This is a genomic window from Pantoea deleyi (assembly GCF_022647325.1).
GTDB lineage: Bacteria > Pseudomonadota > Gammaproteobacteria > Enterobacterales > Enterobacteriaceae > Pantoea > Pantoea deleyi.
Window position 1 is genome coordinate 1,028,320 of sequence record NZ_CP071405.1, and the last position, 26,831, is coordinate 1,055,150.

Below are 26,831 nucleotides of genomic sequence, written 5' to 3' on the forward strand. Positions count from 1 at the left end.
AGGGTACATAGGCATGCAGAAAGAAAAACTTTCCGCTTTAATGGATGGTGAGACCTTAGACAACGAGCTGTTTTCCGCCTTGTCGAAGGACGCAGAATTACAGAAAAGCTGGGCGAGCTATCATCTGATTCGCGATACGATGCGCGGCGATGTCGGTGAACATCTGCATTTTGATATCTCTGCGCGCGTCGCGGCGGCCATTGAAAAAGAGCCTCTGCGCACCGTGACTACGCTGATCCCTGAAGCTCAGCCAGAACCTTCCCGCTGGGAAAAAATGCCATTCTGGAAAAAAGCGCGTCCGTGGGCGGCGCAGCTGACCCAGGTTGGCGTGGCGGCCTGTGTTTCTCTGGCGGTGATCGTGGGCGTTCAGCACTACAACCAGCCGCAGGGCAGCGCCACACAGACGTCTGACTCGCCGGTCTTCAACACGCTGCCGATGATGGGCAAAGCCTCTCCGGTCAGCCTGGGCGTGCCGTCTGATGCGTTTGACACTAACAGCGCCAATCAGCAGGTTCAGGACCAGCGTCGTCGCGTGAATGCGATGCTGCAGGATTATGAACTCCAGCGTCGCCTGCATGCGGATCAGCTGCAGTTTGAAACCAGTGCGCCAAAACAGGCACAGGTTGATGTTCCCGGAAACCAATCTTTAGGACAGCAACAGCAGTAATGAAGCCGCTTTGGTATGCTGTTAGCCTGCTGGCAGGCAGCCTGTTATGGTCATCTGCGGCCCCGGCGCAAACCTCTGCGTCCGGGGCGCTATTACAGCAGATGGAGCAGGCAAGCCAGAATCTCAACTACGAATTCGCCTATATCAACGTCTCACGCATCGGCATCGAATCGCTGCGTTATCGTCACGCGGTGATCGATAACCGGATTTTTGCGCAGCTGCTGCAGATGGACGGGCCGCGCCGGGAAGTGATCCAGCGTGGCAACGATATCAGCTACTTCGAACCGGGGCTCGATCCCTTTTCCCTGCCTGGCACGCACATCATCGATGCACTGCCTTCGGTGATTTTTGCGGATTTCACCAAGCTCTCCTCCGCCTACGATTTCATCACGGTTGGCCGCTCGCGCATCGCCGATCAGATGTGCGATGTGCTGCGCATCGTGTCGCGTGATGGCACCCGCTACAGTTATGTGGTCTGGCTGGATGTGGACACCAAGCTGCCGCTGCGCATCGACCTGCTCGATCGCGATGGCGAAACGCTGGAGCAGTTCCGCGTCATCAGCTTTGCAGTGGATGAGGGCGTGCGTAACCTGATGCAGGGGCTGGAAAAGGCGAATCTGCCACCGTCGCTCTCCGTGCCGAAAGGCGATGCGGTGACGCTCAGCTGGCAGCCTGGCTGGATACCCGCCGGGATGACGCTGGTGTCGCAGAACCGCCGTACGCTGCCGGGCCTGAATAAAAATATGGAGTCAAAGCTCTACAGCGATGGTCTGTTTAGCTTTGCGATTAACGTGACGCCAGCCGATAAAACCAGTAATACGCAGACATTGCGCACTGGGCGTCGTACGGTCCAGACCGTTGTGCGCAATAATAGCGAAATTGCGGTAATCGGCGAACTGCCGCCGTCTACTGCGAAACGTATTGCGGACAGCATCGACCTGGGGTCACAAAAATGATGAGAGAATGGGCCACCGTGGTGGCATGGCAGGATGGCATCGCCACGCTGCACACTGAAGCAAAAACCTCCTGCAACAGCTGCCAGGCGCGCAAAGGCTGCGGCAGCCATATGCTCAACAAGCTCGGCCCGAAGAATGCACATGTGATGCAGATTGCCAGCAGCAAGCCGCTGCAGCCGGGTCAGCGCATTGAGCTGGGCATCAAAGAGAGCAGCCTGCTTGGATCGGCGCTGCTGGTCTACATGACGCCGCTCTTTGGCCTGTTTCTGGTGGCGGGGCTGTTTCAATCGCTCTTCGGCAGCGACCTGGCGGCCGCCTGTGGTGCGCTGCTGGGCGGCATCGGTGGATTCATCGTCGCCAAAGGCGTTTCAATGAAATTTGGCGATCGCGAAGCCTTTCAGCCCGTCATTCTCAACATCGCCTTACCGCCCGATGCGCTGCGTGTTGAAAGCGAAGCGTAACGCACGTCCAGGCCGCGCACTCCGCGGCCTTTGTCTGTTCTGCCCTGCGCAGATATCTGTTTCGCTTCCACCACGTTCCATTCTTTTATGCGCGGCGTTAACAGTGTAATATGCGTCGTCATTAATGAGGCTGACAGGATTGTGGGTAAAGAGCGATCTTCCTGAATGTGTCTGTGCTCAGATTTTCAACTGAATTTTAAGCGAAGATATCCCAATAAATGAAGCACATAAGAAATTTCTCCATCATCGCTCACATCGACCATGGTAAATCTACGCTCTCTGACCGCCTTATTCAGATCTGTGGTGGCCTCACTGACCGTGAGATGGCTGCGCAGGTTCTCGATTCAATGGATCTGGAGCGCGAGCGTGGCATTACCATCAAAGCCCAGAGCGTGACGCTCGATTACCACGCGAAAGACGGCGAAACTTACCAGCTCAATTTCATCGATACCCCGGGCCACGTTGACTTCTCTTACGAAGTTTCCCGCTCACTGGCCGCCTGTGAAGGTGCACTGCTGGTGGTGGACGCCGGTCAGGGTGTTGAAGCGCAGACACTGGCGAACTGCTACACCGCGATGGAGATGGATCTGGAAGTGGTGCCGGTTCTGAACAAGATTGACCTGCCCGCCGCCGATCCCGAGCGCGCCGCGCAGGAAATTGAAGATATCGTCGGTATCGACGCTGCCGATGCGGTGCGCTGTTCCGCCAAGACCGGCGTTGGCGTACCGGACGTGCTGGAACGCCTGGTGCGTGATATTCCGCCGCCGGAAGGCGATCCGGATGGCCCGCTGCAGGCGCTGATCATCGACTCCTGGTTCGATAACTACCTGGGCGTTGTCTCGCTGGTGCGTGTGAAAAACGGCACCATGCGCAAGGGCGACAAGATCAAAGTCCTGAGTACCGGTCAGACCTACAATGCTGACCGCCTGGGGATCTTCACGCCGAAACAGGTCGACCGCACTGAACTGAACTGCGGTGAAGTGGGCTGGCTGGTCTGCGCGATCAAAGACATTCTCGGCGCGCCCGTGGGCGATACGCTGACCACCGCGCGTAACCCGGCGGACAAAGCACTGCCGGGCTTTAAGAAAGTGAAGCCGCAGGTTTATGCCGGTCTGTTCCCGATCAGCTCTGATGACTATGAAGCCTTCCGCGACGCGCTCGGCAAACTGAGCCTGAACGACGCCTCCCTGTTCTATGAGCCGGAAAGCTCAACGGCGCTGGGCTTTGGTTTCCGCTGCGGCTTCCTGGGTCTGCTGCACATGGAGATCATTCAGGAGCGTCTGGAGCGCGAATATGATCTCGATCTGATCACCACTGCCCCGACGGTCGTGTATGAAGTTGTGACCACCAGTGGTGACGTGGTGTATGTCGACAGCCCGTCCAAGCTGCCGCCGCTGAACAACATCGAAGAGCTGCGTGAGCCGATTGCCGAATGTCACATGCTGCTGCCGCAGGAGTATCTGGGCAACGTCATCACGCTCTGTATCGAGAAGCGTGGCGTGCAGACCAACATGGTTTATCACGGCAAGCAGGTTGCGCTGACCTACGAAATTCCGATGGCGGAAGTGGTGCTCGACTTCTTCGACCGTCTGAAATCGACCTCACGCGGTTACGCCTCGCTGGATTACAACTTCAAACGCTTCCAGCCGTCTGACATGGTGCGCGTTGACGTTCTGATTAACAGTGAACGTGTGGATGCGCTGGCGCTGATCACGCACCGCGACAACGCCCCTTATCGCGGACGCGATCTGGTGGAGAAGATGAAAGATCTTATCCCGCGTCAGCAGTTCGATATCGCGATTCAGGCTGCCATCGGCAACCACATCATCGCGCGTTCGACGGTGAAACAGCTGCGTAAAAACGTGCTGGCCAAATGTTATGGCGGCGACGTGAGTCGTAAGAAGAAACTGTTGCAGAAACAGAAAGATGGTAAGAAACGCATGAAGCAGGTAGGTAACGTTGAGCTGCCACAGGAAGCGTTCCTCGCCATTCTGCATGTCGGTAAGGACAGCAAATAAGGATTTCTGATGGCTAATATGTTCGCCCTGATTCTGGCGATAGCGACGCTGATTACTGGCATCGTCTGGGTTATTGATCGGTTTAAATGGGCGCCTGAGCGTCGTGCGAAACAGGCGGCGGCCCAGGCGCAGACCGGTAATGCGCTCGACAGCAAAACGCTGGCGAAGGTCTCTTCTCAGCCAGGCTGGGTGGAAACCACCGCCTCCGTGTTCCCGGTGCTGGCCGTGGTCTTCATCGTGCGTTCGTTTATCTACGAACCGTTCCAGATCCCGTCGGGTTCGATGATGCCGACCCTGCTGATCGGCGACTTCATCCTGGTGGAGAAGTTCGCCTACGGCATCAAGGATCCGATTACCCAGACCACGCTGATCCCGACCGGTCAGCCAAAACGCGGAGATATCGCGGTATTCAAATACCCGAAAGATCCGAGTCTGGACTACATCAAGCGCGTAATTGGCCTGCCGGGCGACAAAGTCATCTATGATCCTTACAGCAAAACGCTGACGGTGAAACCGGCGTGTGCCGATGAAAAAGCCTGCGTGTCGGCGTTACCGGTGACCTACACTGACGTTGAGCCGAGCAATTTCATTCAGACCTTCAGCGGCTTTGATGGCAACGAAACCGGCAACGGCTTCTACCAGGTGCCGCAGGGCGACACGCTGCGTGGCGGACTGCGCCTGGGCACCCGCAAAGAGACGATCGGCAACGTCACGCATGACATCCTGCTGGTTAACGAAGCGCAGAGTCAGGCGGGCATGTATTATCAGCAGCCGGGTCAGCCGCAGGCGACCTGGGTAGTGCCGAAAGGGCAATACTTCATGATGGGCGACAACCGCGATAACAGCGCCGACAGCCGCTACTGGGGCTTTGTCCCGGAGCGCAATCTGGTGGGTAAAGCGGTCGCTATCTGGATGAGCTTTGAGAAACAAGAAGGGCAGTGGCCAACCGGCGTGCGATTCAGTCGCATCGGCGGTATCCACTAAATCATTGTCTGTTTAACAGGCAAATCGGGTGGCCTCCTCAGGGAGGCCACTGCACACCAAACGGAACGTGCTGGACTGCCAGCCCCGTTTGGTATGCAGAGTCACAGACGCAACAAAGAACTGGAATCGCATGAACCCCATCCTGATTAACAAGCTTCAGCGCAAACTGGGCTACACTTTTACTCATTCGGAACTGTTACAGCAGGCCCTGACGCACCGCAGCGCCAGCAGTAAGCACAATGAACGCCTGGAATTTCTTGGCGACTCTATTCTTAGCTATGTGATTGCGAATGCCCTTTATCACCGCTTCCCGCGGGTTGACGAAGGTGACATGAGCCGCATGCGTGCCACGCTGGTGCGCGGCAATACGCTGGCGGAGATGGCGCGCGAATTTGATCTCGGCGAGTGCCTGCGTTTAGGGCCGGGCGAGCTGAAAAGCGGCGGTTTCCGTCGCGAATCGATTCTGGCCGATACGGTGGAAGCGCTGATTGGCGGCATCTTCCTCGACAGCAGTATCGAACGGGTCGAGCAGCTGATCCTCGACTGGTATCAGACCCGCCTCGACGAAATCAGTCCGGGCGATAAGCAAAAAGATCCGAAAACGCGACTGCAGGAGTATCTGCAGGGACGTCATCTGCCGCTGCCCAGTTATCTGGTGGTGCAGGTCCGTGGCGAAGCCCACGATCAGGAATTTACCATTCACTGTCAGGTGAGTGGCATGGCCGAGCCGGTTGTCGGTGTCGGCTCCAGCCGCCGTAAAGCTGAGCAGGCAGCAGCGGAACAGGCGCTGATAAAATTAGGTCTCGAATAGCTCTGCCGGCGTCACGGCGTCCGCAGTGGCGCGATAACACCGGACACAGAGCTGTCCCGGCGTCAGCAGACGCTGAATGACACACGATTCAAATAGCACTCTTTCGGCGCCTTCTCAGGCGCTGAACAATTCAGGACTCGAATGAGCGAAAACGTTACTTATTGCGGCTTTGTCGCGATTGTTGGCCGACCCAACGTCGGTAAATCCACCTTACTGAACCAGTTACTGGGGCAGAAGGTGTCGATCACCTCGCGCAAGCCGCAAACCACGCGCCACCGCATCATGGGCATTCACACCGAGGGTGACTATCAGGCGATCTACGTCGATACCCCGGGCCTGCACATGGAAGAGAAGCGCGCCATTAACCGTCTGATGAACCGCGCAGCCAGCAGTTCAATCGGTGACGTCGAGCTGGTGATCTTCGTGGTTGAAGGTACGCGCTGGACGCCCGATGACGAGATGGTGTTGAACAAACTGCGCGACAACAAAGTGCCGGTGGTACTGGCGGTCAACAAGGTCGACAACATCCAGGACAAAACCATTCTGCTGCCGCATCTGCAGTTCCTGAGCCAGCAGATGAACTTCCTGGATATCGTGCCGATCTCGGCGGAAAGCGGCAAGAACGTCGATACCATTGCGGCGATTACCCGCAAGCATCTGCCGCAGGCCGATCATCACTTCCCGGAAGATTACATCACCGACCGCTCTCAGCGTTTCATGGCGTCGGAGATGATCCGCGAAAAACTGATGCGCTTCCTGGGCGCGGAACTGCCTTACTCGGTCACCGTAGAGATCGAGCGTTTCGTGACGAACGAACGTGGCGGTTACGACATCCACGGCCTGATTCTGGTTGAGCGCGAAGGCCAGAAGAAGATGGTGATTGGCAACAAAGGGGCCAAAATCAAAGTTATCGGAACCGAAGCGCGCAGGGATATGGAAGAGATGTTTGAAGCCAAAGTGCATCTCGAACTGTGGGTGAAAGTGAAATCCGGTTGGGCAGACGACGAACGTGCGCTGCGCAGCCTGGGTTATACAGACGATCTCTGATTCAATGGAAGGCTGGCAACGCGCCTTTGTGCTGCATAGTCGTCCCTACAGCGAAACCAGTCTGCTGCTCGACCTGTTCAGCGAAAGTGAAGGGCGGGTGCGGGTGCTGGCCAAGGGCGCCCGGTCGCGGCGCTCGCAGCTGAAAGGCGCGTTACAGCCTTTTACCCCGCTGCTGGTACGCTGGAGCGGGCGCGGCGAAGTTAAAACCCTGCGCAATGCCGAAGCGGTGTCGCTGGCCTTACCGCTCAGCGGCATCACGCTCTACTGCGGTCTTTATGTCAATGAGCTGGTCTCCCGCGTGTTGCAGCAGGAGTTTCCCTTCTCCGAACTCTTCTTCGATTATCTCAACTGCCTCCAGGCGTTAGCCTCGACCCACGGTCAGCCGGAACCGGCGCTGCGCCGCTTCGAGCTGGCGCTGCTCGGTCATCTGGGCTACGGCGTCGATTTCCTGCACTGCGCTGGCAGTGGCGAGGCGGTCAGCGATGAGATGACCTACAGCTACCGTGAAGAGCGCGGGTTTATCGCCAGCCTGGTGGTGGGTCAGCGCAGCTTTACCGGCCGCGAACTGCGCGCCCTCTATGAGCGGGACTTTCCGGATGCCGCCACACTGCGCGCCGCCAAGCGATTTACCCGCATCGCCCTGAAGCCCTATCTGGGTGGCAAGCCGCTGAAAAGTCAGGAGCTGTTCCGCCAGTTTGTCCCGAAGAAAAAGCCTGAACAGGCAGATGAATAGCGCGGGTTGTACCGCCTGCGGGGTCTGCGCGGTACACTCAACATCACGATGGAAAAGAAGTGAGGATGGTCATGGCTGAGTTGCTGTTAGGCGTCAATATCGATCACATTGCCACGGTGCGAAACGCCCGTGGCACAAACTATCCCGATCCGGTGCAGGCGGCGTTTATCGCCGAGCAGGCGGGCGCGGATGGCATTACCGTTCACCTGCGCGAAGATCGTCGTCACATCACCGACCGCGATGTGCGCATCCTGCGTGACACCATCCAGACGCGCATGAATCTGGAGATGGCGGTTACCGACGAGATGATCGGCATCGCCTGCGATATCCGTCCCCATTTCTGCTGTCTGGTGCCGGAAAAGCGTCAGGAAGTGACGACCGAAGGCGGTCTGGATGTGGCGGGGCAGCAGGAGAAGATGAACGCGGCCGTGCGTCTGCTGAGTGACGCGGGCATTCTGGTGTCGCTGTTTATCGATGCCGATCATCGCCAGATCGAGGCGGCGGTGGCCAGCGGCGCGCCCTACATCGAGATTCACACCGGCGCCTACGCCGAAGCTCCGGAGGGACTGGCGCGCGACGCCGAGCTGGCGCGGATCCGTCACGCCGCGACCTTTGCCGCCAGCCTGGGGCTGAAGGTGAATGCCGGCCACGGCCTGACCTACCACAACGTGCTGCCGATTGCGGCGCTGCCGGAAATGCACGAGCTCAACATCGGCCATGCCATTATCGGCCGTGCCGTGATGAGTGGCCTGCCGGATGCCGTGAAAGAGATGAAACAGCTGCTGCGTGAAGCGCGTCGCTGATGGCTATTCTGGGACTGGGCACCGACATCGTGGAGATTGAACGCATCGCCGGGGTGATCGAACGCGCCGGTGACAGGCTGGCGCGTCGGGTCCTGAGCGAAGCGGAATGGCAGCAGTATCAGGCCCATCATCAGCCGGTGCGCTTTCTCGCCAAGCGGTTTGCGGTCAAAGAGGCGGCCGCCAAAGCCTTTGGCACCGGCATTCGCGGCGGGCTGGCGTTTAATCAGTTCGAAGTTTACAACGATGAGCTGGGTAAACCGGGATTACGTTTCTTTCAGCATGCGGCGGAAGTGGCGCAGAACCTGGGGGTTAACCGGGTTCATGTGACGCTGGCCGATGAGCGTCACTACGCCTGTGCCACGGTGATTATCGAGAGCTAGCCGTGCAGCAGCACAAACTTCTCCCACAGCGCATCGCGTGATTCGATGTGCTGTGGGTTTGTGATAATGGTGTTGTCGATAGGGCAGACCTGCTGGCAGGTCGGCACCTCATAGTGACCGACGCATTCGGTACAGCGACTGACATCGATTTCATAGATCGCATCGCCCAGCGAAATGGCCTGGTTCGGGCACTCCGGTTCACACATATCGCAGTTAATGCATCTGGACGTAATCAACAGCGCCATCTTTCCCACCTGATAACAACAGAAAAAGCGCGGGTATTATACGCGCTGCCGCTGATCAGACCAGCTTTTTCACCAGCGCCTCGCTGTGGCGGATATGGCTGGAGGCGCGTTCCGGATCGTTCTGCACCAGCGCCATAAACAGCAGGTCGGTCAGGGCCAGCTGCGCGGTGGTGGAGGAGATCGCCGCGCTGCGTGTGCTCTGCTCTTCGGCCACCGTATAGAGGCAGTAGCTGGCGCTCTGCTGCAGCGTGTTGGGGGTAAAGCCGGTGAAGGCCACCACATCAGCGCCCACCTGCGCGGCTTCCTGCGCCGCCAGATTGATCTCGCGCCGCTCCCCGGTGTAGGAGATGGCAAGCAGCACATCGCCGGGCCCCATCGCCTGAACGCTGGCCAGCAGCGCGTGCATGTCCTGCTCCGCGACCGCATTAATCCCAATCTTCATCAGCTTCCAGGAGAAATCCTTTGCCACCAGGCCCGAGGCGCCGATACCCACCAGCAGAATGCGCCGGGCATTCTTCAGTAATTGCAGCACGTCGTTAAGCTTCTCTTCGCTGTTGATATCCAGCGTGGCGCGGATCGCCGAGAGCTTTTCGGTCAGCAGCTTCTCGCCCACCATCTTGAGCGGGTCGTCGCTGAGAATATGGTTGTGCACGGTAATGGCATCCTTGTCCGCCAGTGACTCACTCAGGGCCAGCTTCAGCGCCGGAAAGCCTTTGTATCCCAGTTTCTGGGCAAACTTGACGACGCTCGACTGGCTGACGCCGGACTCTTCCGCCAGCTTCTGCGAACTCAGGTGGCGCGCCCGATCGGGTTGCGACAGTAAAAAATCCGCCAGCCGACGCTCGTTCAAGGCCAGACGTGGATAAAGCTGGCGAATGCGCAGCAGTGAACTCATGCCCAATCCTCATCGTTCAGGAATAATCGGAGAAGAATAAACTATTCATCAGGCATTGTAGTCATCGGAATTAAAAATGACACGCATCGCCGAGCCGCCTGATGATGGCTACACTACTCTTTATCATCCCGGAATCTGTCTGAAGGAGAGCTGTTTGACCAGGGGAACACATCGTCGCATCGTATTTTTTGACCTGGATGGCACATTGCACCAGCAGGATATGTTTGGCACCTTTATGCGCTATCTGCTGCGTCGCCGCCCGCTTAACCTGCTGCTGGTGGTGCCACTGCTGCCGGTGGTGGGGATCGGCCTGCTGCTGAAAGGGCGGGCCGCCCGCTGGCCCATGAGCCTGTTGCTCTGGTCGATTACCTTCGGCCGCTCAGAACAGACCCTGCTGCGGCTGGAAGCGGAATTTGCGCAGTGGTTCCGCCTGCGCGTCAGGGCCTTTCCGGTGGTGCAGCAGCGCCTGACCGAATATCTGGGCAGTGATGATGCGGATGTCTGGCTGATCACCGGATCGCCGCAGTCGCTGGTGGAGCAGGTCTATTACGACTCGGCGTTTCTGCCACGGGTAAAACTGATCGCCAGCCAGATGCAGCGCGGCTGGGGCGGCCGGGTGCTGTCGATGCGCTGCCTGGGGCATGAAAAGGTGGCGCAGCTCGAAGAGAAAATCGGCACGCCATTGCAGCTCTACAGCGGCTACAGCGACAGCAAGCAGGACAACCCGCTGCTGTTTTTCTGCCAGCATCGCTGGCGCGTGACGCCCGCGGGTGAGCTGCAGCAGCTGGAATAAGTTTCGACACGCAGGAGGAGCTCGCTATAATGCGCCGCTTTTCAGTCGCCCGGAGTGGTCTGCATGAAACAACAAGATGAATACTGGATGCGCCATGCGCTCGACCTGGCGCGTCGCGCCTGGGCGCAGGGCGAGGTGCCGGTCGGCGCCGTGCTGGTGCAGAACGACCAGGTGATTGGCGAAGGGTGGAACCGGCCCATCGGTCAGCACGATCCTACGGCGCATGCGGAGATCATGGCGCTGCGGCAGGGCGGCAAGGTGCTGGAGAATTATCGTCTGCTGGATACCACGCTCTACGTCACGCTGGAGCCGTGCGTGATGTGCGCCGGTGCGATGGTGCACAGCCGCATCACCCGGCTGGTCTATGGCGCGCACGATATCAAAAGCGGGGCGGCGGGGTCGCTGCTGGATGTGCTTGGCCATCCTGGCATGAACCATCAGGTTGAGCTTCACAGTGGCGTGCTGGCGGAGGAGTGTGCCGCCATGCTGAGCGACTTCTTCCGTATGCGTCGCGAGCAGAAAAAAGCGCTGCGCCAGGCGCAACGCCAGGGTTAGTTCATGGCGATCGTCGGTTCGACCGCCGGATAGCCTCTGGCCAGCTCCGCCTGCGCTTCGGCCTGCCGCGCCAGGCGCTTCTCCTGCTCCTGCAGGTAGCCCACCAGGCTTATCTGATACTTGCGGATATTCTCCACATAGTTATAGGCTTCATGCCCGCGCGCGTAGCCATAGGTCGTCTGCGCGTAGTAGCGCTTCTGGCTCAGCATCGGCAGGCGCAGCTTCACATCCGCCCAGCTATCGGGATTACCGCCCTGGCGGGCCGTCAGCTTGCGCACATCGAGCATATGGGCATAGCCCATGTTATAAGCCGCCAGCGCGAACCAGATGCGCTCATCTTCCGGGATGGTCTGCGGCACCTTCGCCATCATATCCTGCAGGTACTGACTGCCGCCGCGAATGCTCTGTTCCGGATCGGTCCGGTCGCCCACATCCAGACTGTCGGCGGTGTTGCGGGTCAGCATCATCATGCCGCGCACGCCGGTCGGTGAGGTGGCCTGCGGATTCCAGTGCGACTCCTGATAGGCGATCGCCGCCAGCAGTCGCCAGTCGATGCTGGTGGCATACTTCTCAAACAGCGGTTTGATGTCGGGCAGCGTATTGTCGATGGCGCGCAGGAAGGTGCGGGTATCCACATAATCGAAGGTGCCGACATGGCCAAGATATTTCTCCTCCAGTCGCGCCATCGCCCCTTCTTCACCCATGCCATTAAAGAAGTCGAGCATCGCGGCATTCAGGCTGTCATCGTCGCTGTGCCGCACATACCAGGTGACCGGCTCTTCATCGGTCACGTCGAACGCCACCGCCAGTTGCGGATAGATGCGCTGCAGCAGGGCGATCGTCACGGAGTCGCCAATCGTATAATCCAGCTTGCCGTCGGCCACCGCTTCCAGCAGGGCTTTAGGACTCTGATCGGTGGCGATCGCCCAGTCCAGATCGGGGAACTGGCTGGAACGCGCGCTCTTCAGCGTGGAGAGGTAGGCCGAACCGGATGCGACCGTGAGCCGCCCCTTCAGATCACCGAGGTTTTTAGGGCGTGGCTTATCCACACGATAGACCAGCTGCTGCGAAACGTTGTAGTAACCCGGCCCGGTCTGATAGCGGGTCAGGCGCTCGCGGTTGTAGTTCAGGCCCGCAGCCAGCACATCGGCTTTGCCATCATCCAGATCGTCAAACAGGTCGCTCAGGTTAGGACGAACCGTTACCTTCAGTTTAACGCCCAGATAATCGGCGAAGCGTTTTGCCAGCTCATAATCCATACCGGCCGGAGAGTGGTTCACTGTGTAGTAAGTTAACGGGGAATTGATGGTACTGACACGCAGCACTCCCCGTGATTTGATCTGTGAAATCGCGTCCTGACCGCCCCCGTACCAGGGAACGGATGGCCACAGCGCCAACGCGAGCAGCACGGCAACCAGACCGATAAACAGATAATTAAATTTTAGGCGTTTCAAATAGTTATCTCTCGCTGGCTCTAAGGCCTCTGTCTTTTAAAGGCAGTATTTATCTTCTTTGAACTCCCAGAGCGAGGGGCATTCTGCGCAACAAAATGACGCTGAGCAACTTTTATAGCAGCTTTTGCGCAAAATTCAGGCAAATCCGGGTCGCCAAAAATTCTGCGCAAACGGTTTCGTCGCGAGGTCGCTTTCTCTATAATACGCCCCGTTTTCCCTGTTGCGCCCAATTTGCGTCGCCCGGCGCCCTGACGAGAGACTTATTAATGGAAATTCTGCGTGGTTCGCCCGCCCTGTCGGCATTTCGTGTAAACAAACTGCTGACCCGCTTTCAGGACGCTCATCTGCCGGTGAGTGATATTTACGCTGAGTACATCCATTTCGCTGATGTCAGCACGCCCTTAAGCGCCGACGAACAGAGCCGTCTGCAGCGCCTGCTGAAATATGGTCCCTCTCTGGCTGAACATGCCCCGCAGGGGCGTCTGCTGCTGGTGACGCCACGTCCCGGTACCATCTCCCCCTGGTCCTCCAAAGCCACCGACATTGCCCATAACTGCGGCCTGCCGCAGGTGCGCCGTCTGGAGCGCGGTCTGGCCTTTTATGTGCAGGCACCGCAGCTGACAGAAGCGCAGTGGCAGACGCTGGGTACACTGCTTCACGATCGCATGATGGAAACGGTCTTCAGCGATCTGGCGCAGGCGGAGCAGCTCTTCGCGCACCATACGCCGCAGCCGGTGAAAAGTGTGGATCTGCTGGGCGAGGGCCGTGAGGCGCTGGTTCAGGCAAACACCGCGCTGGGTCTGGCGCTGGCCGACGATGAAATCGACTACCTGGTGGCGGCGTTTACTGCCCTGGGCCGCAATCCAAACGACATCGAACTCTATATGTTTGCTCAGGCGAACTCGGAGCACTGTCGTCACAAGATCTTCAACGCCGACTGGGTGATCGACGGCGAGAAGCAGCCGAAGTCGCTGTTTAAGATGATCAAGAATACGATGGAGCAGACGCCGGACTACGTGCTCTCGGCTTATAAAGATAACGCCGCCGTCATGGAAGGCTCCGAAGTGGGCCGCTTCTTTGCGGACGCCGGCGAAGATCAGTATCGCTGGCATCAGGAAGCGGCGCATATCCTGATGAAGGTCGAAACGCACAACCACCCAACGGCGATCTCACCGTGGCCGGGTGCGGCGACCGGTTCCGGGGGGGAAATCCGTGATGAGGGGGCCACCGGACGCGGCTCCAAGCCAAAAGCGGGCCTGGTCGGCTTCTCGGTCTCTGACCTGCGTATCCCGGGCTTCGAACAGCCGTGGGAAGAGGACTTCGGCAAACCGGCCCGCATCGTCAGCGCGCTGGAGATCATGACCGAAGGCCCTCTGGGTGGCGCGGCGTTTAACAACGAATTTGGTCGTCCTGCCCTGAACGGTTACTTCCGTACCTATGAAGAGCAGGTGACCAGCCACAACGGCACCGAACTGCGCGGCTATCACAAGCCGATCATGCTGGCGGGCGGCATCGGTAACATCCGTGCCGACCACGTCCAGAAAGGGGAGATCGTCGTCGGCGCGAAGCTGGTGGTACTGGGCGGTCCGGCCATGAATATCGGCCTGGGCGGCGGCGCGGCGTCATCAATGGCCTCGGGTCAGTCGGATGCCGATCTCGACTTCGCCTCGGTGCAGCGTGACAACCCGGAGATGGAACGCCGCTGTCAGGAAGTGATCGACCGCTGCTGGCAGCTGGGTGACAAAAACCCGATTCTGTTTATCCACGACGTGGGTGCAGGCGGTCTCTCCAACGCCATGCCGGAGCTGGTCAGCGACGGCGGTCGTGGCGGCCGCTTCAACCTGCGCGACATCCTGAGCGATGAGCCAGGCATGAGCCCGCTGGAAGTCTGGTGCAACGAATCGCAGGAACGTTATGTGATGGCCGTGGCCCCTGAGCAGCTGGCGCAGTTTGAGGCGATCTGCCAGCGCGAGCGCGCACCGTTTGCGGTCATCGGTGAAGCAACCGAAGAGCTGCACCTGAGCCTGGAAGACAGCCATTTCGGCAATAAGCCGATCGATATGCCGCTCGATGTCCTGCTGGGCAAAACGCCGAAGATGACGCGCGATGTGGTCACTCAGCAGGCTCAGGGCGTGGCCCTGCAGCGCGACGGGATCACGCTGGTCGACGCGGTGAACCGCGTCCTGCATCTGCCCGCTGTGGCAGAGAAAACCTTCCTGATCACCATCGGTGACCGCAGCGTGACCGGCATGGTGGCGCGCGACCAGATGGTCGGTCCGTGGCAGATCCCGGTGGCCAACTGCGCGGTCACCACCGCCAGCCTCGACAGCTACCACGGCGAAGCCTTTGCGCTGGGCGAACGTTCGCCGGTGGCGCTGCTGGACTTTGCGGCATCGGGACGTCTGGCGGTCGGTGAAGCCCTGACCAACCTGGCGGCTACGCAGATTGGTTCACTGAAGCGCGTGAAGCTCTCGGCCAACTGGATGTCCGCAGCCGGTCATCCGGGGGAAGATGCCGGGTTATATGCAGCGGTGAAAGCGGTCGGCGAAGAGCTTTGCCCGGCGCTGGGGATCACCATCCCGGTCGGCAAAGATTCAATGTCGATGAAAACCCGCTGGCAGGAAGGCACCGAGCAGCGTGAGATGACCTCACCGCTGTCGCTGGTCATCACCGCCTTTGCGCGTGTCGAAGATGTCCGCCGCACGGTTACGCCACAGCTGCAGGCCGATCAGGATAACCTGCTGCTGCTGATCGATCTCGGCAACGGCGCGAACACGCTGGGCGCAACCGCGCTGTCGCAGGTCTATCGTCAGCTCGGCGACAAACCGGCCGACGTGCGCGATGCCACGCAGCTGGCCGGTTTCTTCAATGCGATTCAGGCGCTGGTTGCGGAGCAGAAACTGCTGGCCTATCACGACCGTTCCGACGGTGGTCTGCTGGTGACGCTGGCGGAGATGGCCTTTGCGGGTCACTGCGGCGTCGACGTGGATATCGCTTCGCTGGGCAGCGATGCCCTGGCCGCGCTGTTCACCGAAGAGCTGGGCGCGGTGATCCAGATCAACGCCGCCGATCGCGCAGTGGTTGAGCAGATCCTGGCGGATCACGGTCTGGCGGCCTGCACTCATCTGCTGGGCAGCGCACAGCCGGGCGATCGCTTCGTGATCCGTGCCGGAGAGAGCGCGGTGTACAGCGAAAGCCGGACCACGCTGCGCACCTGGTGGGCCGAAACCACCTGGCAGATGCAGCGCCTGCGCGACAACCCGGCGTGTGCCGATCAGGAGCACGAAGCGAAGAAAAACGACAGCGATCCTGGCCTGAACGTTCATCTGACCTTTAATCCGCAGGAAGATGTGGCGGCGCCGATGATCGCCACGGGCGCACGGCCAAAAGTGGCGGTGCTGCGTGAGCAGGGCGTTAACTCACATGTGGAGATGGCGGCCGCCTTTGATCGGGCCGGTTTCACCGCGATTGACGTGCACATGAGCGATCTGCTGGCCGGACGCCGCGATCTGGATGGCTTCCAGGCGCTGGTTGCCTGCGGCGGCTTCTCTTACGGCGACGTGCTGGGTGCCGGTGAAGGCTGGGCGAAATCGATTCTGTTTAACCCGCGCGTGCGTGATACCTTCGAAACCTTCTTCCACCGTCCGCAGACGCTGGCGCTGGGCGTCTGTAACGGCTGCCAGATGATGTCGAATCTGCGTGAGCTGATCCCGGGCAGCGACCTCTGGCCGCGCTTCGTTCGCAACCAGTCAGAGCGCTTTGAAGCGCGCTTCAGCCTGGTCGAAGTGGCCGCCAGTCCGTCGCTGCTGCTGGATGGCATGGCCGGTTCACACATGCCGATTGCCGTTTCGCACGGCGAAGGCTTTGTAGAGGTTCGTGACGCTGCGCATCTGGCGGCGCTGGAGTCGAAAGGCCTGGTAGCCCTGCGCTTCGTCGATAACTTCGGCAAGGTGACTGAAACCTATCCGGCCAACCCGAATGGCTCACCGAACGGCATCACCGCCGTGACCAACGAAAGTGGTCGCGTCACCATCATGATGCCGCATCCGGAGCGCGTGTTCCGTACCGTCAGCAACTCCTGGCATCCGGCAGAGTGGGGCGAGGATGGTCCGTGGATGCGCATCTTCCGCAATGCGCGCAGGCAGCTGGGGTAATCTCACCCGCTGAAAAAAACAGGAGGCCGCAGTGCCTCCTGTTTTTTTGTGATGCTGTTGGCAAATGGCGACAGCAGGCCAGGGTCACTGTCGCTGTATGGCGACATCTATCCCCTTGATTTTCAATGCCGGTGCCAGGCGTGCCAGTTTATGTCGCCTGACGGAGACAGATCGGACGACTGCCATGAGAATTTTCGCAATGCCCGCAGGGCAGGCTGATTCAATCTGCTGAAAAATATAATGATTTATTTTCTGGCACGGAACTTGCTATAATTCTGTCACTGCTCATTCACCTGTTTATGATTGCCCCGCCTGGCGGAAAAGAGCTCATAAAGCCCGAATGACGCACCAAACGGAGCCTGCCGTCCACCTGACCGATAATCGCTTGCGTTATCAACCACCGGACGTCACGTTGAGTAAGGCTCCACCCATTTTTACGCGATGCCTCACGCGTCGCGCCAGCGGCAGGCCATTGAGCCTGCCGTTTTCTTTTCTTCCCCTTTCTTCCGCCGACAGAGTCCGCTAGCATCCAGACAGCAAATTTCTGAGGAAACGGCTGCGTGAAAAAATGGCGTTTATTTCCCCGTTCGCTGCGTCAGCTGGTGCTGATGGCGTTTGTGCTCGTGCTGCTGCCCTTGCTGGTGCTGGCCTGGCAGGCGTGGGAGAGTCTCTCGGCGTTAAGCGAACAGGCTGCGGACACTAACCGCAACACCTTCACTGACGTGCGCAGAAGTGAGGCGATGGCACGAACGGCTGTTGAGCTGGAGCGCAGCTACCGCCAGTATTGCGTGCTGGATGACGCCTCGCTGGCGCGTCTCTATCAGACTCAGCACACCCGCTACAGTCAAATGCTGAACTCGCACAGCGCCAGCCTGCCCGAACTGCCGGTGTTCCGGATTCTGCAGGCGACCCTGCCGCTGCTGACACCGCTGCAATGTGATAACGGTAACCCGGTGCCGCGGGCCGCAGAGGCGCTGGACCGCTTCTCCGCCACCAACGCGCAGATGGTGCAGGATACGCGCGAGGTGGTCTTTTCGCGCGGCCTGCAACTACAGCGCGAAATCGCCGATCGCGGCCAGTTCTTCGGCTGGCAGGCGCTGATCCTGTTTATCATCAGTCTGGCGCTGATGCTGCTGTTTACCGGCATGATCATCGGCCCGGTTAAGCGCATCGAACGGATGATTAACCGGCTGGGAGAGGGACGGGAGCTAGGCAACAGCGTGAAATTCCGCGGCCCGCGTGAGCTGCGCTCGCTGGGGCAGCGCATCGTCTGGCTGAGCGAACGACTGCAGTGGCTGGAGTCGCAGCGTCACGAGTTTCTGCGCCATCTCTCTCACGAGCTGAAAACGCCGCTGGCCAGCCTGCGTGAAGGCACCGAGCTGCTGGCGGATGAAGTCGCCGGCGCGCTGAACGCCGACCAGAAAGAGGTGGTGACCATCCTCGACGGCAGCAGCCGCCACCTGCAGCGCCTGATCGAGCAGCTGCTGGATTACAACCGCAAGCTGGCGGATGGCCCGATTCAGCTGGAACCCGTCAGCGTGACGGAGATCGTGGAGAGCGTGGTAAACGCCCACGCGCTCTCAGCGCGTGCCAAACTGATGCAGACGGTGGTCGATCTCCGGGTCGCCCACTGCCTTGCCGAACCGACGTTACTGATGCGGGTCATCGATAACCTCTATTCGAACGCCGTGAACTACGGCAGCGAATCCGGTACCATCTGGCTGCGCAGTCAGCAGCAGGGCGATCGGATATGGATTGAGGTCGCAAACAGCGGAGCGCCGATTCCGCCGGAAGAGCAGGCGATGATTTTCGAGCCCTTCTTCCAGGGCAGCCAGCAGCGCAAAGGGCCGGTCAAAGGCAGCGGGCTGGGACTGAGTATTGCCAAAGATTGCCTGCGCCGGATGCACGGCGACCTGACGCTGGTCCCCTGCGAGCAGGCTGACGTCTGTTTTCGAATTGAACTGAACACCACAGCCGGGAATGTCTGACCGATGAAATATTTACCCGCTTTGCTGCTGAGCACGCTGCTGCTCTGCGGCTGTACGACCTCCCCGGCCACCTCCTCTCTGCCGTCAGGCCATCAGGTGGCGGAACCCGAGGTCAGAGTCGCTGATTATCTGGCGATCCGCTGCAGCGACCTGTGGCCGGTGGAGAAGGGCGAGGCGCTGGACAATCCCCTCTACTGGATGCGGGCGATCGACTGCGCGGAGCATCTTTCGCCCGCGGAAGCCCGGGCAGAAGCCCACCGCTGGCCGGCAGAGAACTGGTCGCGCGCCTTTAAGCAGGGCGTGCTGATGTCCAACGGCAACGTGACGCCCGTCGAGCGCCGTCGCTATGTGGAAACCCTGGATCGCTATAGCAGCGACTTCCCCTCCTCTTTGCGCCCGCTGATTCAGCTCTGGCGCAGCAACCAGACGGCGCAGCTCGACCTCAGCGAGGCGCGCACCCGCTATGCGCATCTTCAGCAGAGCAGCGATGCCCAGCTGGAGGCGACGCGCCAGCAGATGGTGAAACAGCAACAGCAACTCAGCGACACACAGCATAAGCTGGAGCGGCTGACTGACATTGAGCGTCAGCTCTCTTCACGCAAAGCGCCGGATGTCTCTGACAACGGTCACGGCACGGCACTGCCGCAGGATGAGGAACAGTAATGGTCAGACAGGCGGCAAAACTGCTGCTGGTGGATGACGATCCCAGCCTGCTCAAGCTGCTGGGAATGCGTCTGCGCAGCGAAGGTTATCAGGTCACCACGGCGGCCAGCGGGCCCGAAGCGTTACGTCTGCTGCAGAAAGAGAAAATCGAACTGGTGATCAGCGATCTGCGGATGGATGAAATGGATGGTCTGGCGCTGTTTGGCGAGATCCAGAAACGCCATACCGGTCTGCCGGTGATTATCCTGACCGCGCACGGCTCCATTCCGGACGCTGTTTCTGCTACCCAGCAGGGCGTCTTCAGCTTCCTGACCAAACCGGTGGATCGGGATGCGCTCTACAAAGCGATCGATGAGGCGCTGGCACAGCAGGCGCCGGTCAGCGACGACCGCTGGCGCGAGGCGATCGTCACCCGCAGCCCGCTGATGCTGCGGCTGCTGGAGCAGGCGCATATGGTGGCGCAGTCAGACGTCAGCGTGCTGATCAACGGCCAGAGCGGCACCGGTAAAGAGATGCTGGCACAGGCGATCCACGCCGCCAGCCCGCGCAACGGTAAACCCTTTGTGGCGATCAACTGCGGCGCGCTGCCGGAGCAGCTGCTGGAGTCCGAGCTGTTCGGACATGCGAAAGGGGCCTTTACCGGGGCGGTCAGCGCCCGTGACGGCCTGTTTAAAACCGCAGGCGGCGGCACGCTGTTTCTGGATGAGATCGGCGACATGCCCCAGCCGCTGCAGGTGAAGCTTCTGCGGGTGTTGCAGGAGCGCAAGGTGAGGCCGCTGGGCAGCGACCACGACATCGACATCGATGTGCGCATTATCTCCGCGACGCACCGCGATCTGCCCAGGGCGATGGAGAAAAAAGAGTTCCGCGAAGATCTCTTCTACCGCCTCAACGTGGTGAACCTGAAAATCCCGGCGCTGCATCAGCGAACGGAAGATATCCCGCTGCTGGCGAATCATCTGCTGCGCCAGGCCGCGGAGCGCCATAAACCGCAGGTGCGCAGCTTTTCGGTCGACGCGATGAAGCGCCTGATGGCCGCCAGCTGGCCGGGCAACGTTCGCCAGCTGGTAAACGTGATTGAGCAGTGCGTTGCGCTCAGCTCATCGCCGGTGATCAGCGATGCGCTGGTGGAGCAGGCGTTAAGTGGCGAAAACAGCGCCTTGCCGACCTTCGCGGAGGCCCGCAATCAGTTCGAGCTGAACTATCTGCGAAAACTGCTGCAGATGACCAAAGGCAATGTCACCAACGCCGCACGCCTGGCCGGACGCAATCGCACCGAGTTCTATAAGCTGCTGTCCCGCCATGAACTGGATGCCAGTGATTTCAAAGAGTAGCCTGGCCAAACTCCGCACGCGGGCGGGGTGCCCGGATGGGATTGCGGTACCCGGCGTAGTCTGACAGCGCTTGCGGCCGCCCGAAGAATCCCGGATATTACCGCCCGACAGCGCCAGCAACATTTATACTTGATATACCCTCTGACCATGGAGGGAGTGAAAAAGGGTCTGACATGAAAAAGATTGATGCGATTATTAAACCATTCAAACTCGATGATGTTCGTGAAGCCTTAGCGGAAGTGGGCATCACCGGGATGACCGTGAGCGAAGTGAAAGGCTTTGGCCGTCAGAAAGGGCACACCGAGCTGTATCGCGGCGCAGAATATATGGTCGATTTTTTACCGAAAGTGAAAATCGAGATGGTGGTTGGCGACGATATCGTTGATACCTGCGTCGAGACCATTATGCGCACTGCGCAGACCGGCAAAATCGGTGACGGTAAGATCTTTGTCTTCGACGTGGCGCGCGTTGTGCGTATCCGTACCGGCGAGGAGGACGAAGAGGCGATCTGATTTCCTCTTCGGCAGAACAAAAAAAGCCCGCGCTGCGGGCTTTTTTTATGGGGTCATCACATCCCTTTGTGCGGGCCAAAGAGTTCGTAGTGGATACGCGGCGCGGCGACACCGGCATCACGCAGCTGCGCCACCACATGCTGCATAAAGGGCAGCGGGCCACAGAGGTAAAAGTGCGTTTCGGGTGAGGCGAGCCGCCCGGAGAGCTGGCTGATATCCATCACGCCCTGCGCATCATAGCGACCGGCATCCTCCGCCGTGGGATGGCGATACCAGACCCGGCTGACGAAATCGCTGAGCGGGGCGCCCGTGTCGCGCACTTCTTCTGCAAAGGCGTGCTGTTTGCCATTCTCCGCCGCGTGCAGCCAGCTGACAGACGCCGCATGGTGAGCGGCCGCCAGCGCATGCAGCATCGCCAGCATCGGCGTCTGCCCGACGCCCGCAGAGATCAGCGCCACCGGGGTGAGCGGCTCGATATCCAGGAAGAAGTCGCCGTGCGGCGCGGCCAGCTGCAGCACATCGCCCACCCTGCCGTGCTCATGCAGCCAGCCGGAGACCGTACCCTGCGGCTCGCGTTTTACCGCGATACGATAATCCTGGCCGTTGCTGAGGTGCGTCAGTGAATACTGACGAATCTGGTGATGATCGAAGCTGGCGGGCTGCAGATGCACCGTCAGATACTGGCCCGGTTTAAAGGCGGCAACCGGGCCGCCACCGACCGGCGCAAAGGTAAAACTCTTGATCGCTTCGCTCTGCGGCTCGATGGCGCTGATGCGAAAGGCGCGGGTGCCGCGCCAGCCGCCAGGCTGCTGTTCCGTCGCCTGATAGATCTCCGCTTCCCGCCTGATAAACAGATCCGCCAGCACGCCATAGGCCCGTCCCCATGCCGCCAGCACCTCATCGCCCGGATTCAGCAGCGCCTCAATGGTCGCCAGCAGGTTCTCGCCAACGATGGCGTACTGCTCAGGCTGAATATTCAGGCTGGTGTGCTTCTGGGCGATCTTCTCCACCGCAGGCCGCAGCACGGCCAGACTCTCCAGATTGGCGCCGTAGGCGCAGATCGCATTGAACAGCGCTTCACGCTGATCGCCGTTACGCTGGTTGTTCATGTTAAAGACATTTTTGAGTTCCGGATGGCGCGACAGCATGCGGTCATAAAAGTGTGCCGTCAGCGCCGGGCCGCAGGCGGCAATGGCTGGCAGGGTCGATTTAACGGTGGCGATAGTCTGTGCATCAAGCATAAAAAGAGCCTCACAGTAAAAGATGTATTTTAAATGCATCTTATGGCGGCACGGCCCATCCTGTAAATATGAAGATCGTTTTTCCGGCCAACAGAGTGGCAACTTTTATGTGCATTTAACTAAAAGGGCGCGCACTGGCTGGCGTTAAACGCCGGGCGGCAGGCGGGGGAAAAGGTGTAAAAAAGCGGTGCCAGTCGCCAGCCAATCGTTTGCGTAAAAAGAGGCGGTTCACCCTACCTTCACCTGTTAAAACGGTTTACACTGTGGGCCTTCGCCCCTGAAGAGGGGTAAATACCGTCAGAAAGTTAGCTGAGTCAGGAGATCCGGATGTTAAAGCGTGATATGAACATTGCCGATTACGATGCCGAGTTATGGCAGGCAATGGAGCAGGAGACAGTGCGTCAGGAAGAGCACATTGAACTGATTGCTTCTGAAAACTACACCAGCCCGCGTGTTATGCAGGCGCAGGGTTCTCAGCTCACCAACAAATACGCTGAAGGTTATCCGGGCAAACGCTACTACGGCGGTTGTGAATACGTTGATATCGTTGAGCAACTGGCTATCGACCGCGCTAAAGCGCTGTTTGGTGCCGATTACGCTAACGTGCAGCCACACTCCGGTTCCCAGGCTAACTTCGCGGTTTACACGGCGCTGCTGCAGCCGGGCGATACCATTCTTGGCATGAACCTGGCGCACGGTGGACACCTGACCCACGGCTCACCGGTTAACCTGTCAGGCAAACTTTATAACGTCGTGGCTTACGGTATCGATGAAGCCGGTAAGATTGACTACGATGAGCTGGCTGAACTGGCGAAAACCCACAAGCCAAAAATGATCGTGGGCGGCTTCTCGGCTTACTCCGGCGTCTGCGACTGGGCGAAAATGCGCGAGATCGCGGACAGCGTCGGCGCATGGCTGTTCGTCGATATGGCTCACGTTGCCGGTCTGGTGGCCGCTGAGGTCTACCCAAGCCCGATCCCGCATGCGCATATCGTGACCTCCACCACCCACAAAACCCTGGCGGGTCCGCGCGGCGGCATCATCCTGGCAAAAAACGGCGACGAAGATTTCTACAAGAAACTGAACTCGGCGGTCTTCCCTGGCGGGCAGGGTGGTCCTCTGATGCACGTTATCGCCGGTAAAGCCGTTGCCTTCAAAGAGGCGATGGAGCCGGAATTCAAAACCTACCAGCAGCAGGTGGCAAAAAACGCCAAAGCGATGGTGGAGGTGCTGATCGCGCGCGGCTACGACATCGTTTCGGGCGGCACGCACAACCATCTGTTCCTGATCGATCTGGTGAGCAAAAACCTGACCGGTAAAGAGGCGGATGCGGCGCTGGGCCGTGCCAACATCACCGTGAACAAAAACAGCGTGCCAAACGATCCGAAAAGCCCGTTTGTCACCTCCGGTATCCGTATCGGTACGCCGGCAGTGACCCGTCGCGGCTTTAAAGAAGCCGACGTGCGTGAGCTGGCGGGCTGGATCGCCGACGTGCTGGACAACATCAATGACGAAGCGACCATTGAGCGCACCAAACAGAAAGTGCTGGATATCTGCAGCCGTCTGCCGGTCTACGCCTGATCGATAACCCGTTGTGACACCGTATAAAAAGGATGGCATCTGCCATCCTTTTTTATTGCCTGTCCCGCGGCGCTCTGCCAGAGTAGCGCCCACTTATGCTGCCATGCGGCACACCTGCTGGAGGGAATATGGCAATCGCGTCTGCCAGATGGCTCGGACTGGGCTACTTCACATACTTCTTCTGTTACGGCATCTACCTGCCATTCTGGGGCGTCTGGCTGAAAGGCACCGGGCTGGATGCGGAAAAGATCGGCCTGCTATTGGGCTGCGGCATGGTGGCGCGTTTTGTCGGCAGCCTGCTGATCGCCTCTCAGGTCCGCAACCCTGGGCGGCTGATCACCGCACTGCGCCTGCTGGCGCTGATGACCTGCCTGTCTGCCGCCGGTTTCTGGGCAGGGGAGCAGTGGATGTGGCTGCTGACCGTGATGATCGGCTTTAACCTCTTCTTTTCGCCACTGGTGCCGCTCAGCGATGCGCTGGCCGCCACCTGGACGCAGCAGATTGGCCTGGCGTACGGGCCGGTCAGGTTGTGGGGATCGCTGGCCTTTGTCGTCAGCTCGGCGTTAACCGGCATGCTGGTCAGCGCTTACTCCTCTCAGGCGATCCTGCAGCTGCTGTCCGCTGGCGTCATCGCCATGCTGGGCGGCATGATGCTGAACCCCGTCACGCAGCCGCAGGGCAGCGAACGGCAGAGCGCCGCAGGCGGCGGCTGGGCGGTCTGGCGCGACCTGCTGCGGGAAAATGCGGTCTGGCGATTCATGCTCTGCGTGACGCTGCTGCAGGGCGCACATGCCGCCTATTACGGCTTCAGTGCAATCTGGTGGCAGGAGAGCGGCTATTCTGCCTCGATGGTGGGCTATCTCTGGTCGCTGGGCGTGGTGGCGGAAATCATCGTTTTCGCCCTGAGCAACCGTCTGTTCCGCCGCTGGAGCGCGCGCGATCTGCTGCTGCTCTCGGGCGTCTGTGCGCTGATCCGCTGGAGCCTGCTGGGAGCCAGCACTGCGCTGCCGCTGCTGGTTGTGGCGCAGATTCTCCACTGCGGCAGCTTCACCGTCTGTCATCTGGCGGCGATGCGCTTTATCGCGGCGCGGCAGGGCGCAGAGGTGATCCGGCTGCAGTCGCTCTATTCGGCGCTGGCGATGGGCGGTGGGATTGCGATCATGACCATGATCTGTGGGGTTCTGTTTGCCCATCTGCAGGGGCATCTCTTCTGGGTGATGGCACTGGTCGCGCTGCCTGCGCTGTTTCTGCGTCCGGGTTACGATTCCAGCAAATAGCGAATCCGCTGCTGATGATGCAGCGTCAGCGGCAGTTCAGCATGCACCAGCGGCGGAGAGAACAGCGGCAGGGAGGTCGGGTAGGGTGAGATGATGATGTCCACGTCCCGCGGTGCGCCCTCCCGCTGAAACAGTTTCACATCCTGATAGGTGATGTTGACGGGCAGCAGGGTAATCTCGCGGATCTGCTGCTCAACATCCTGTTCCAGTTCGGCATCGTCGCCGGTCAGCAGCAGCACCTGCTTCTCCTGCAGCGCGCTGCCCTGCATCAGCCAGGCACCAAAGATAACGGTGACGAGGCTGACCTCTTCCTGAGAAAACGTCACCTGATAGTGCTGCTCAAACCGCTGCAGCGCCTGCTGCGTGGTGCGCAGCAGCCGGGGATAGAGGCGGCTGACATCCAGGGCCACGCTATTATCGATACCGATAGTGAAATGGGTGCGGTCCAGCGCCTGGGTCAGATGAGGGTAGAGTTGATGAAGCAGTTCATCACGGTTGGCAAAGGTGACCCCGGCGCACTGCTCAAAGTCATCGATCAGCTGCTGAGTCGCCTGCATGAGCTGCTCTTCCGCAGGATGGGCAACCGTCTCCACGCCAGGCGTATGGATCTGGCTGAACAGCAGCGTCCAGAAATCCGTCTCACTGACGGGCGGCGCAGGATGGCAGCGTTTTCGCCAGTGATGAATGACATCCTCCGCGGCCTGTCGTTCCGCTTTATGCTGCAGCCATGCGCGCTGGGTTTCACTGAACAGCACCGGCTGACGCTGACACAGGCCATACTTCATATAGATCTGCAAAAACAGCCGATCGCGATCGCTGAAATCACGCTTCATGCGCAGGCTGCAGTGCTGGATAAGTGCCTGCAGATTGGTCTCATCCCACAGCGCTTTCTCAATCTTCATCACTCTAAGACGCTGACGCAAAGGCGCGGCAAACTGCTCGCAGACGAAATCCGGCGACAGACGCAGACTGCGTCGCAGGTTGTGCAGAAGACAAAGGCGTCGATCCAACTCTGTACCATGAAGGCGAAAGCTGCCATCGACCATCTGGTGCAATTCCAGCTGGTGATATCGCTGTATCTCAAGGCCCACATCCGCGATATCCTGTCGGGCAACAGCAGGATCGACGCCATTCAGCTGGCAGACTTTCTCAAGTGTAAGCGCGGGTGATGGCAGAAATAGCAGTAATAAAAGATGGCACTGACGCTGTGAACGGGTGAAGAGTGGTGCCAAAGGGGTAGCAGAACTCATCAATCAGATTTCCAGCAGGCTATTTTGAG

At 59.4% G+C, this 26,831-nt stretch carries 24 protein-coding genes; 19 read left to right on the forward strand and 5 right to left on the reverse strand.

The window, feature by feature from the left end; genetic code table 11:
* Nucleotides 1–13 precede the first annotated feature (13 nt).
* The 10 genes from rseA to acpS all read left to right on the forward strand — a co-directional run bounded on the left by rseA (nt 14) and on the right by acpS (nt 8,860).
* Nucleotides 14–667: an anti-sigma-E factor RseA gene (gene rseA / locus J1C59_RS04970; RefSeq protein WP_111139114.1), complete on the forward strand. Its 654-nt coding sequence runs from the start codon at nt 14–16 to the stop codon at nt 665–667.
* Nucleotides 667–1,623: a sigma-E factor regulatory protein RseB gene (gene rseB / locus J1C59_RS04975; protein WP_140916999.1), complete on the forward strand. Its 957-nt coding sequence runs from the start codon at nt 667–669 to the stop codon at nt 1,621–1,623. The genes rseA and rseB overlap by 1 nt, the downstream gene beginning before the upstream one ends.
* A complete protein-coding gene (rseC, locus tag J1C59_RS04980) occupies nt 1,620–2,084 on the forward strand; it encodes a SoxR-reducing system protein RseC (RefSeq protein WP_128084396.1) in 465 nt (154 codons plus the stop codon). The genes rseB and rseC overlap by 4 nt, the downstream gene beginning before the upstream one ends.
* A 218-nt stretch (nt 2,085–2,302) precedes the next feature.
* Nucleotides 2,303–4,102, forward strand: coding sequence for a translation elongation factor 4 (gene lepA, locus J1C59_RS04985; RefSeq protein ID WP_128084397.1), 1,800 nt, complete (start codon nt 2,303–2,305; stop codon nt 4,100–4,102).
* A gap of 9 nt (nt 4,103–4,111) precedes the next feature.
* Nucleotides 4,112–5,086: a signal peptidase I gene (gene lepB, locus J1C59_RS04990; protein ID WP_128084398.1), complete on the forward strand. Its 975-nt coding sequence runs from the start codon at nt 4,112–4,114 to the stop codon at nt 5,084–5,086.
* Nucleotides 5,087–5,216: 130 nt separating this feature from the next.
* Nucleotides 5,217–5,897, forward strand: coding sequence for a ribonuclease III (gene rnc, locus J1C59_RS04995; RefSeq protein WP_010257656.1), 681 nt, complete (start codon nt 5,217–5,219; stop codon nt 5,895–5,897).
* A 141-nt stretch (nt 5,898–6,038) separates the two neighbouring features.
* Nucleotides 6,039–6,944 carry a GTPase Era gene (gene era / locus J1C59_RS05000; RefSeq protein WP_128084399.1) on the forward strand — a complete coding sequence of 302 codons (906 nt, stop codon included), beginning with the start codon at nt 6,039–6,041 and terminating at the stop codon, nt 6,942–6,944.
* 4 nt (nt 6,945–6,948) lie between these two features.
* A complete protein-coding gene (gene recO / locus J1C59_RS05005) occupies nt 6,949–7,677 on the forward strand; it encodes a DNA repair protein RecO (protein WP_128084400.1) in 729 nt (242 codons plus the stop codon).
* 71 nt (nt 7,678–7,748) lie between these two features.
* On the forward strand, nt 7,749–8,480 hold the full coding sequence (pdxJ, locus tag J1C59_RS05010; protein ID WP_111139167.1) for a pyridoxine 5'-phosphate synthase: 732 nt from the start codon (nt 7,749–7,751) through the stop codon (nt 8,478–8,480).
* Nucleotides 8,480–8,860: a holo-ACP synthase gene (gene acpS / locus J1C59_RS05015; protein WP_111139121.1), complete on the forward strand. Its 381-nt coding sequence runs from the start codon at nt 8,480–8,482 to the stop codon at nt 8,858–8,860. Before pdxJ ends, acpS begins: the two co-directional genes overlap by 1 nt.
* On the opposite strand, the gene J1C59_RS05020 is transcribed toward acpS, so the two are convergent.
* Nucleotides 8,857–9,105, reverse strand: a complete 249-nt coding sequence (locus J1C59_RS05020; RefSeq protein WP_111139122.1) for a YfhL family 4Fe-4S dicluster ferredoxin — start codon at nt 9,103–9,105, stop codon at nt 8,857–8,859. The two genes, acpS and J1C59_RS05020, sit on opposite strands and share 4 nt — an antisense overlap.
* Before the next feature lie 55 nt (nt 9,106–9,160).
* Nucleotides 9,161–10,000, reverse strand: a complete 840-nt coding sequence (locus J1C59_RS05025) for a MurR/RpiR family transcriptional regulator (RefSeq protein ID WP_111139123.1) — start codon at nt 9,998–10,000, stop codon at nt 9,161–9,163.
* 154 nt (nt 10,001–10,154) lie between these two features.
* On the opposite strand from J1C59_RS05025, the gene yfhb reads away from it, so the two are divergent.
* Nucleotides 10,155–10,793, forward strand: coding sequence for a phosphatidylglycerophosphatase C (yfhb, locus tag J1C59_RS05030; RefSeq protein ID WP_111139124.1), 639 nt, complete (start codon nt 10,155–10,157; stop codon nt 10,791–10,793).
* A gap of 63 nt (nt 10,794–10,856) precedes the next feature.
* Nucleotides 10,857–11,348: a tRNA adenosine(34) deaminase TadA gene (gene tadA / locus J1C59_RS05035; protein WP_128084401.1), complete on the forward strand. Its 492-nt coding sequence runs from the start codon at nt 10,857–10,859 to the stop codon at nt 11,346–11,348.
* On the opposite strand, the gene mltF is transcribed toward tadA, so the two are convergent.
* A complete protein-coding gene (gene mltF, locus J1C59_RS05040) occupies nt 11,345–12,802 on the reverse strand; it encodes a membrane-bound lytic murein transglycosylase MltF (RefSeq protein ID WP_128084402.1) in 1,458 nt (485 codons plus the stop codon). The genes tadA and mltF overlap by 4 nt on opposite strands.
* Nucleotides 12,803–13,068: 266 nt before the next feature.
* On the opposite strand from mltF, the gene purL reads away from it, so the two are divergent.
* From purL to glnB, 5 genes are all read left to right on the forward strand, one after another.
* Nucleotides 13,069–16,956 (forward strand): phosphoribosylformylglycinamidine synthase, encoded by a 3,888-nt coding sequence (gene purL / locus J1C59_RS05045; RefSeq protein WP_128084403.1) that lies wholly within the window; start codon nt 13,069–13,071, stop codon nt 16,954–16,956.
* Between the two features lie 560 nt (nt 16,957–17,516).
* Nucleotides 17,517–18,944 (forward strand): sensor histidine kinase, encoded by a 1,428-nt coding sequence (locus J1C59_RS05050; protein ID WP_128084405.1) that lies wholly within the window; start codon nt 17,517–17,519, stop codon nt 18,942–18,944.
* 3 nt (nt 18,945–18,947) lie between these two features.
* Nucleotides 18,948–19,607, forward strand: coding sequence for a two-component system QseEF-associated lipoprotein QseG (gene qseG / locus J1C59_RS05055; RefSeq protein ID WP_128084406.1), 660 nt, complete (start codon nt 18,948–18,950; stop codon nt 19,605–19,607).
* Nucleotides 19,607–20,941 carry a two-component system response regulator GlrR gene (gene glrR, locus J1C59_RS05060; RefSeq protein ID WP_128084407.1) on the forward strand — a complete coding sequence of 445 codons (1,335 nt, stop codon included), beginning with the start codon at nt 19,607–19,609 and terminating at the stop codon, nt 20,939–20,941. Before qseG ends, glrR begins: the two co-directional genes overlap by 1 nt.
* Before the next feature lie 173 nt (nt 20,942–21,114).
* The gene (gene glnB / locus J1C59_RS05065) at nt 21,115–21,453 is read left to right on the forward strand and encodes a nitrogen regulatory protein P-II (RefSeq protein WP_003848647.1); all 339 of its coding nucleotides are present in this window, start codon (nt 21,115–21,117) and stop codon (nt 21,451–21,453) included.
* Between the two features lie 56 nt (nt 21,454–21,509).
* On the opposite strand, the gene hmpA is transcribed toward glnB, so the two are convergent.
* A complete protein-coding gene (gene hmpA, locus J1C59_RS05070; RefSeq protein WP_128084408.1) occupies nt 21,510–22,694 on the reverse strand; it encodes an NO-inducible flavohemoprotein in 1,185 nt (394 codons plus the stop codon).
* 327 nt (nt 22,695–23,021) lie between these two features.
* Here hmpA and glyA point away from each other — a divergent pair, with 327 nt between their 5' ends.
* A complete protein-coding gene (gene glyA / locus J1C59_RS05075; RefSeq protein ID WP_128084409.1) occupies nt 23,022–24,275 on the forward strand; it encodes a serine hydroxymethyltransferase in 1,254 nt (417 codons plus the stop codon).
* Between the two features lie 128 nt (nt 24,276–24,403).
* A complete protein-coding gene (locus tag J1C59_RS05080) occupies nt 24,404–25,552 on the forward strand; it encodes a 3-phenylpropionate MFS transporter (protein WP_140916998.1) in 1,149 nt (382 codons plus the stop codon).
* Here the strand turns inward: J1C59_RS05080 and csiE are convergent.
* Nucleotides 25,534–26,802: a stationary phase inducible protein CsiE gene (csiE, locus tag J1C59_RS05085; RefSeq protein ID WP_128086918.1), complete on the reverse strand. Its 1,269-nt coding sequence runs from the start codon at nt 26,800–26,802 to the stop codon at nt 25,534–25,536. The two genes, J1C59_RS05080 and csiE, sit on opposite strands and share 19 nt — an antisense overlap.
* Nucleotides 26,803–26,831 lie beyond the last annotated feature (29 nt).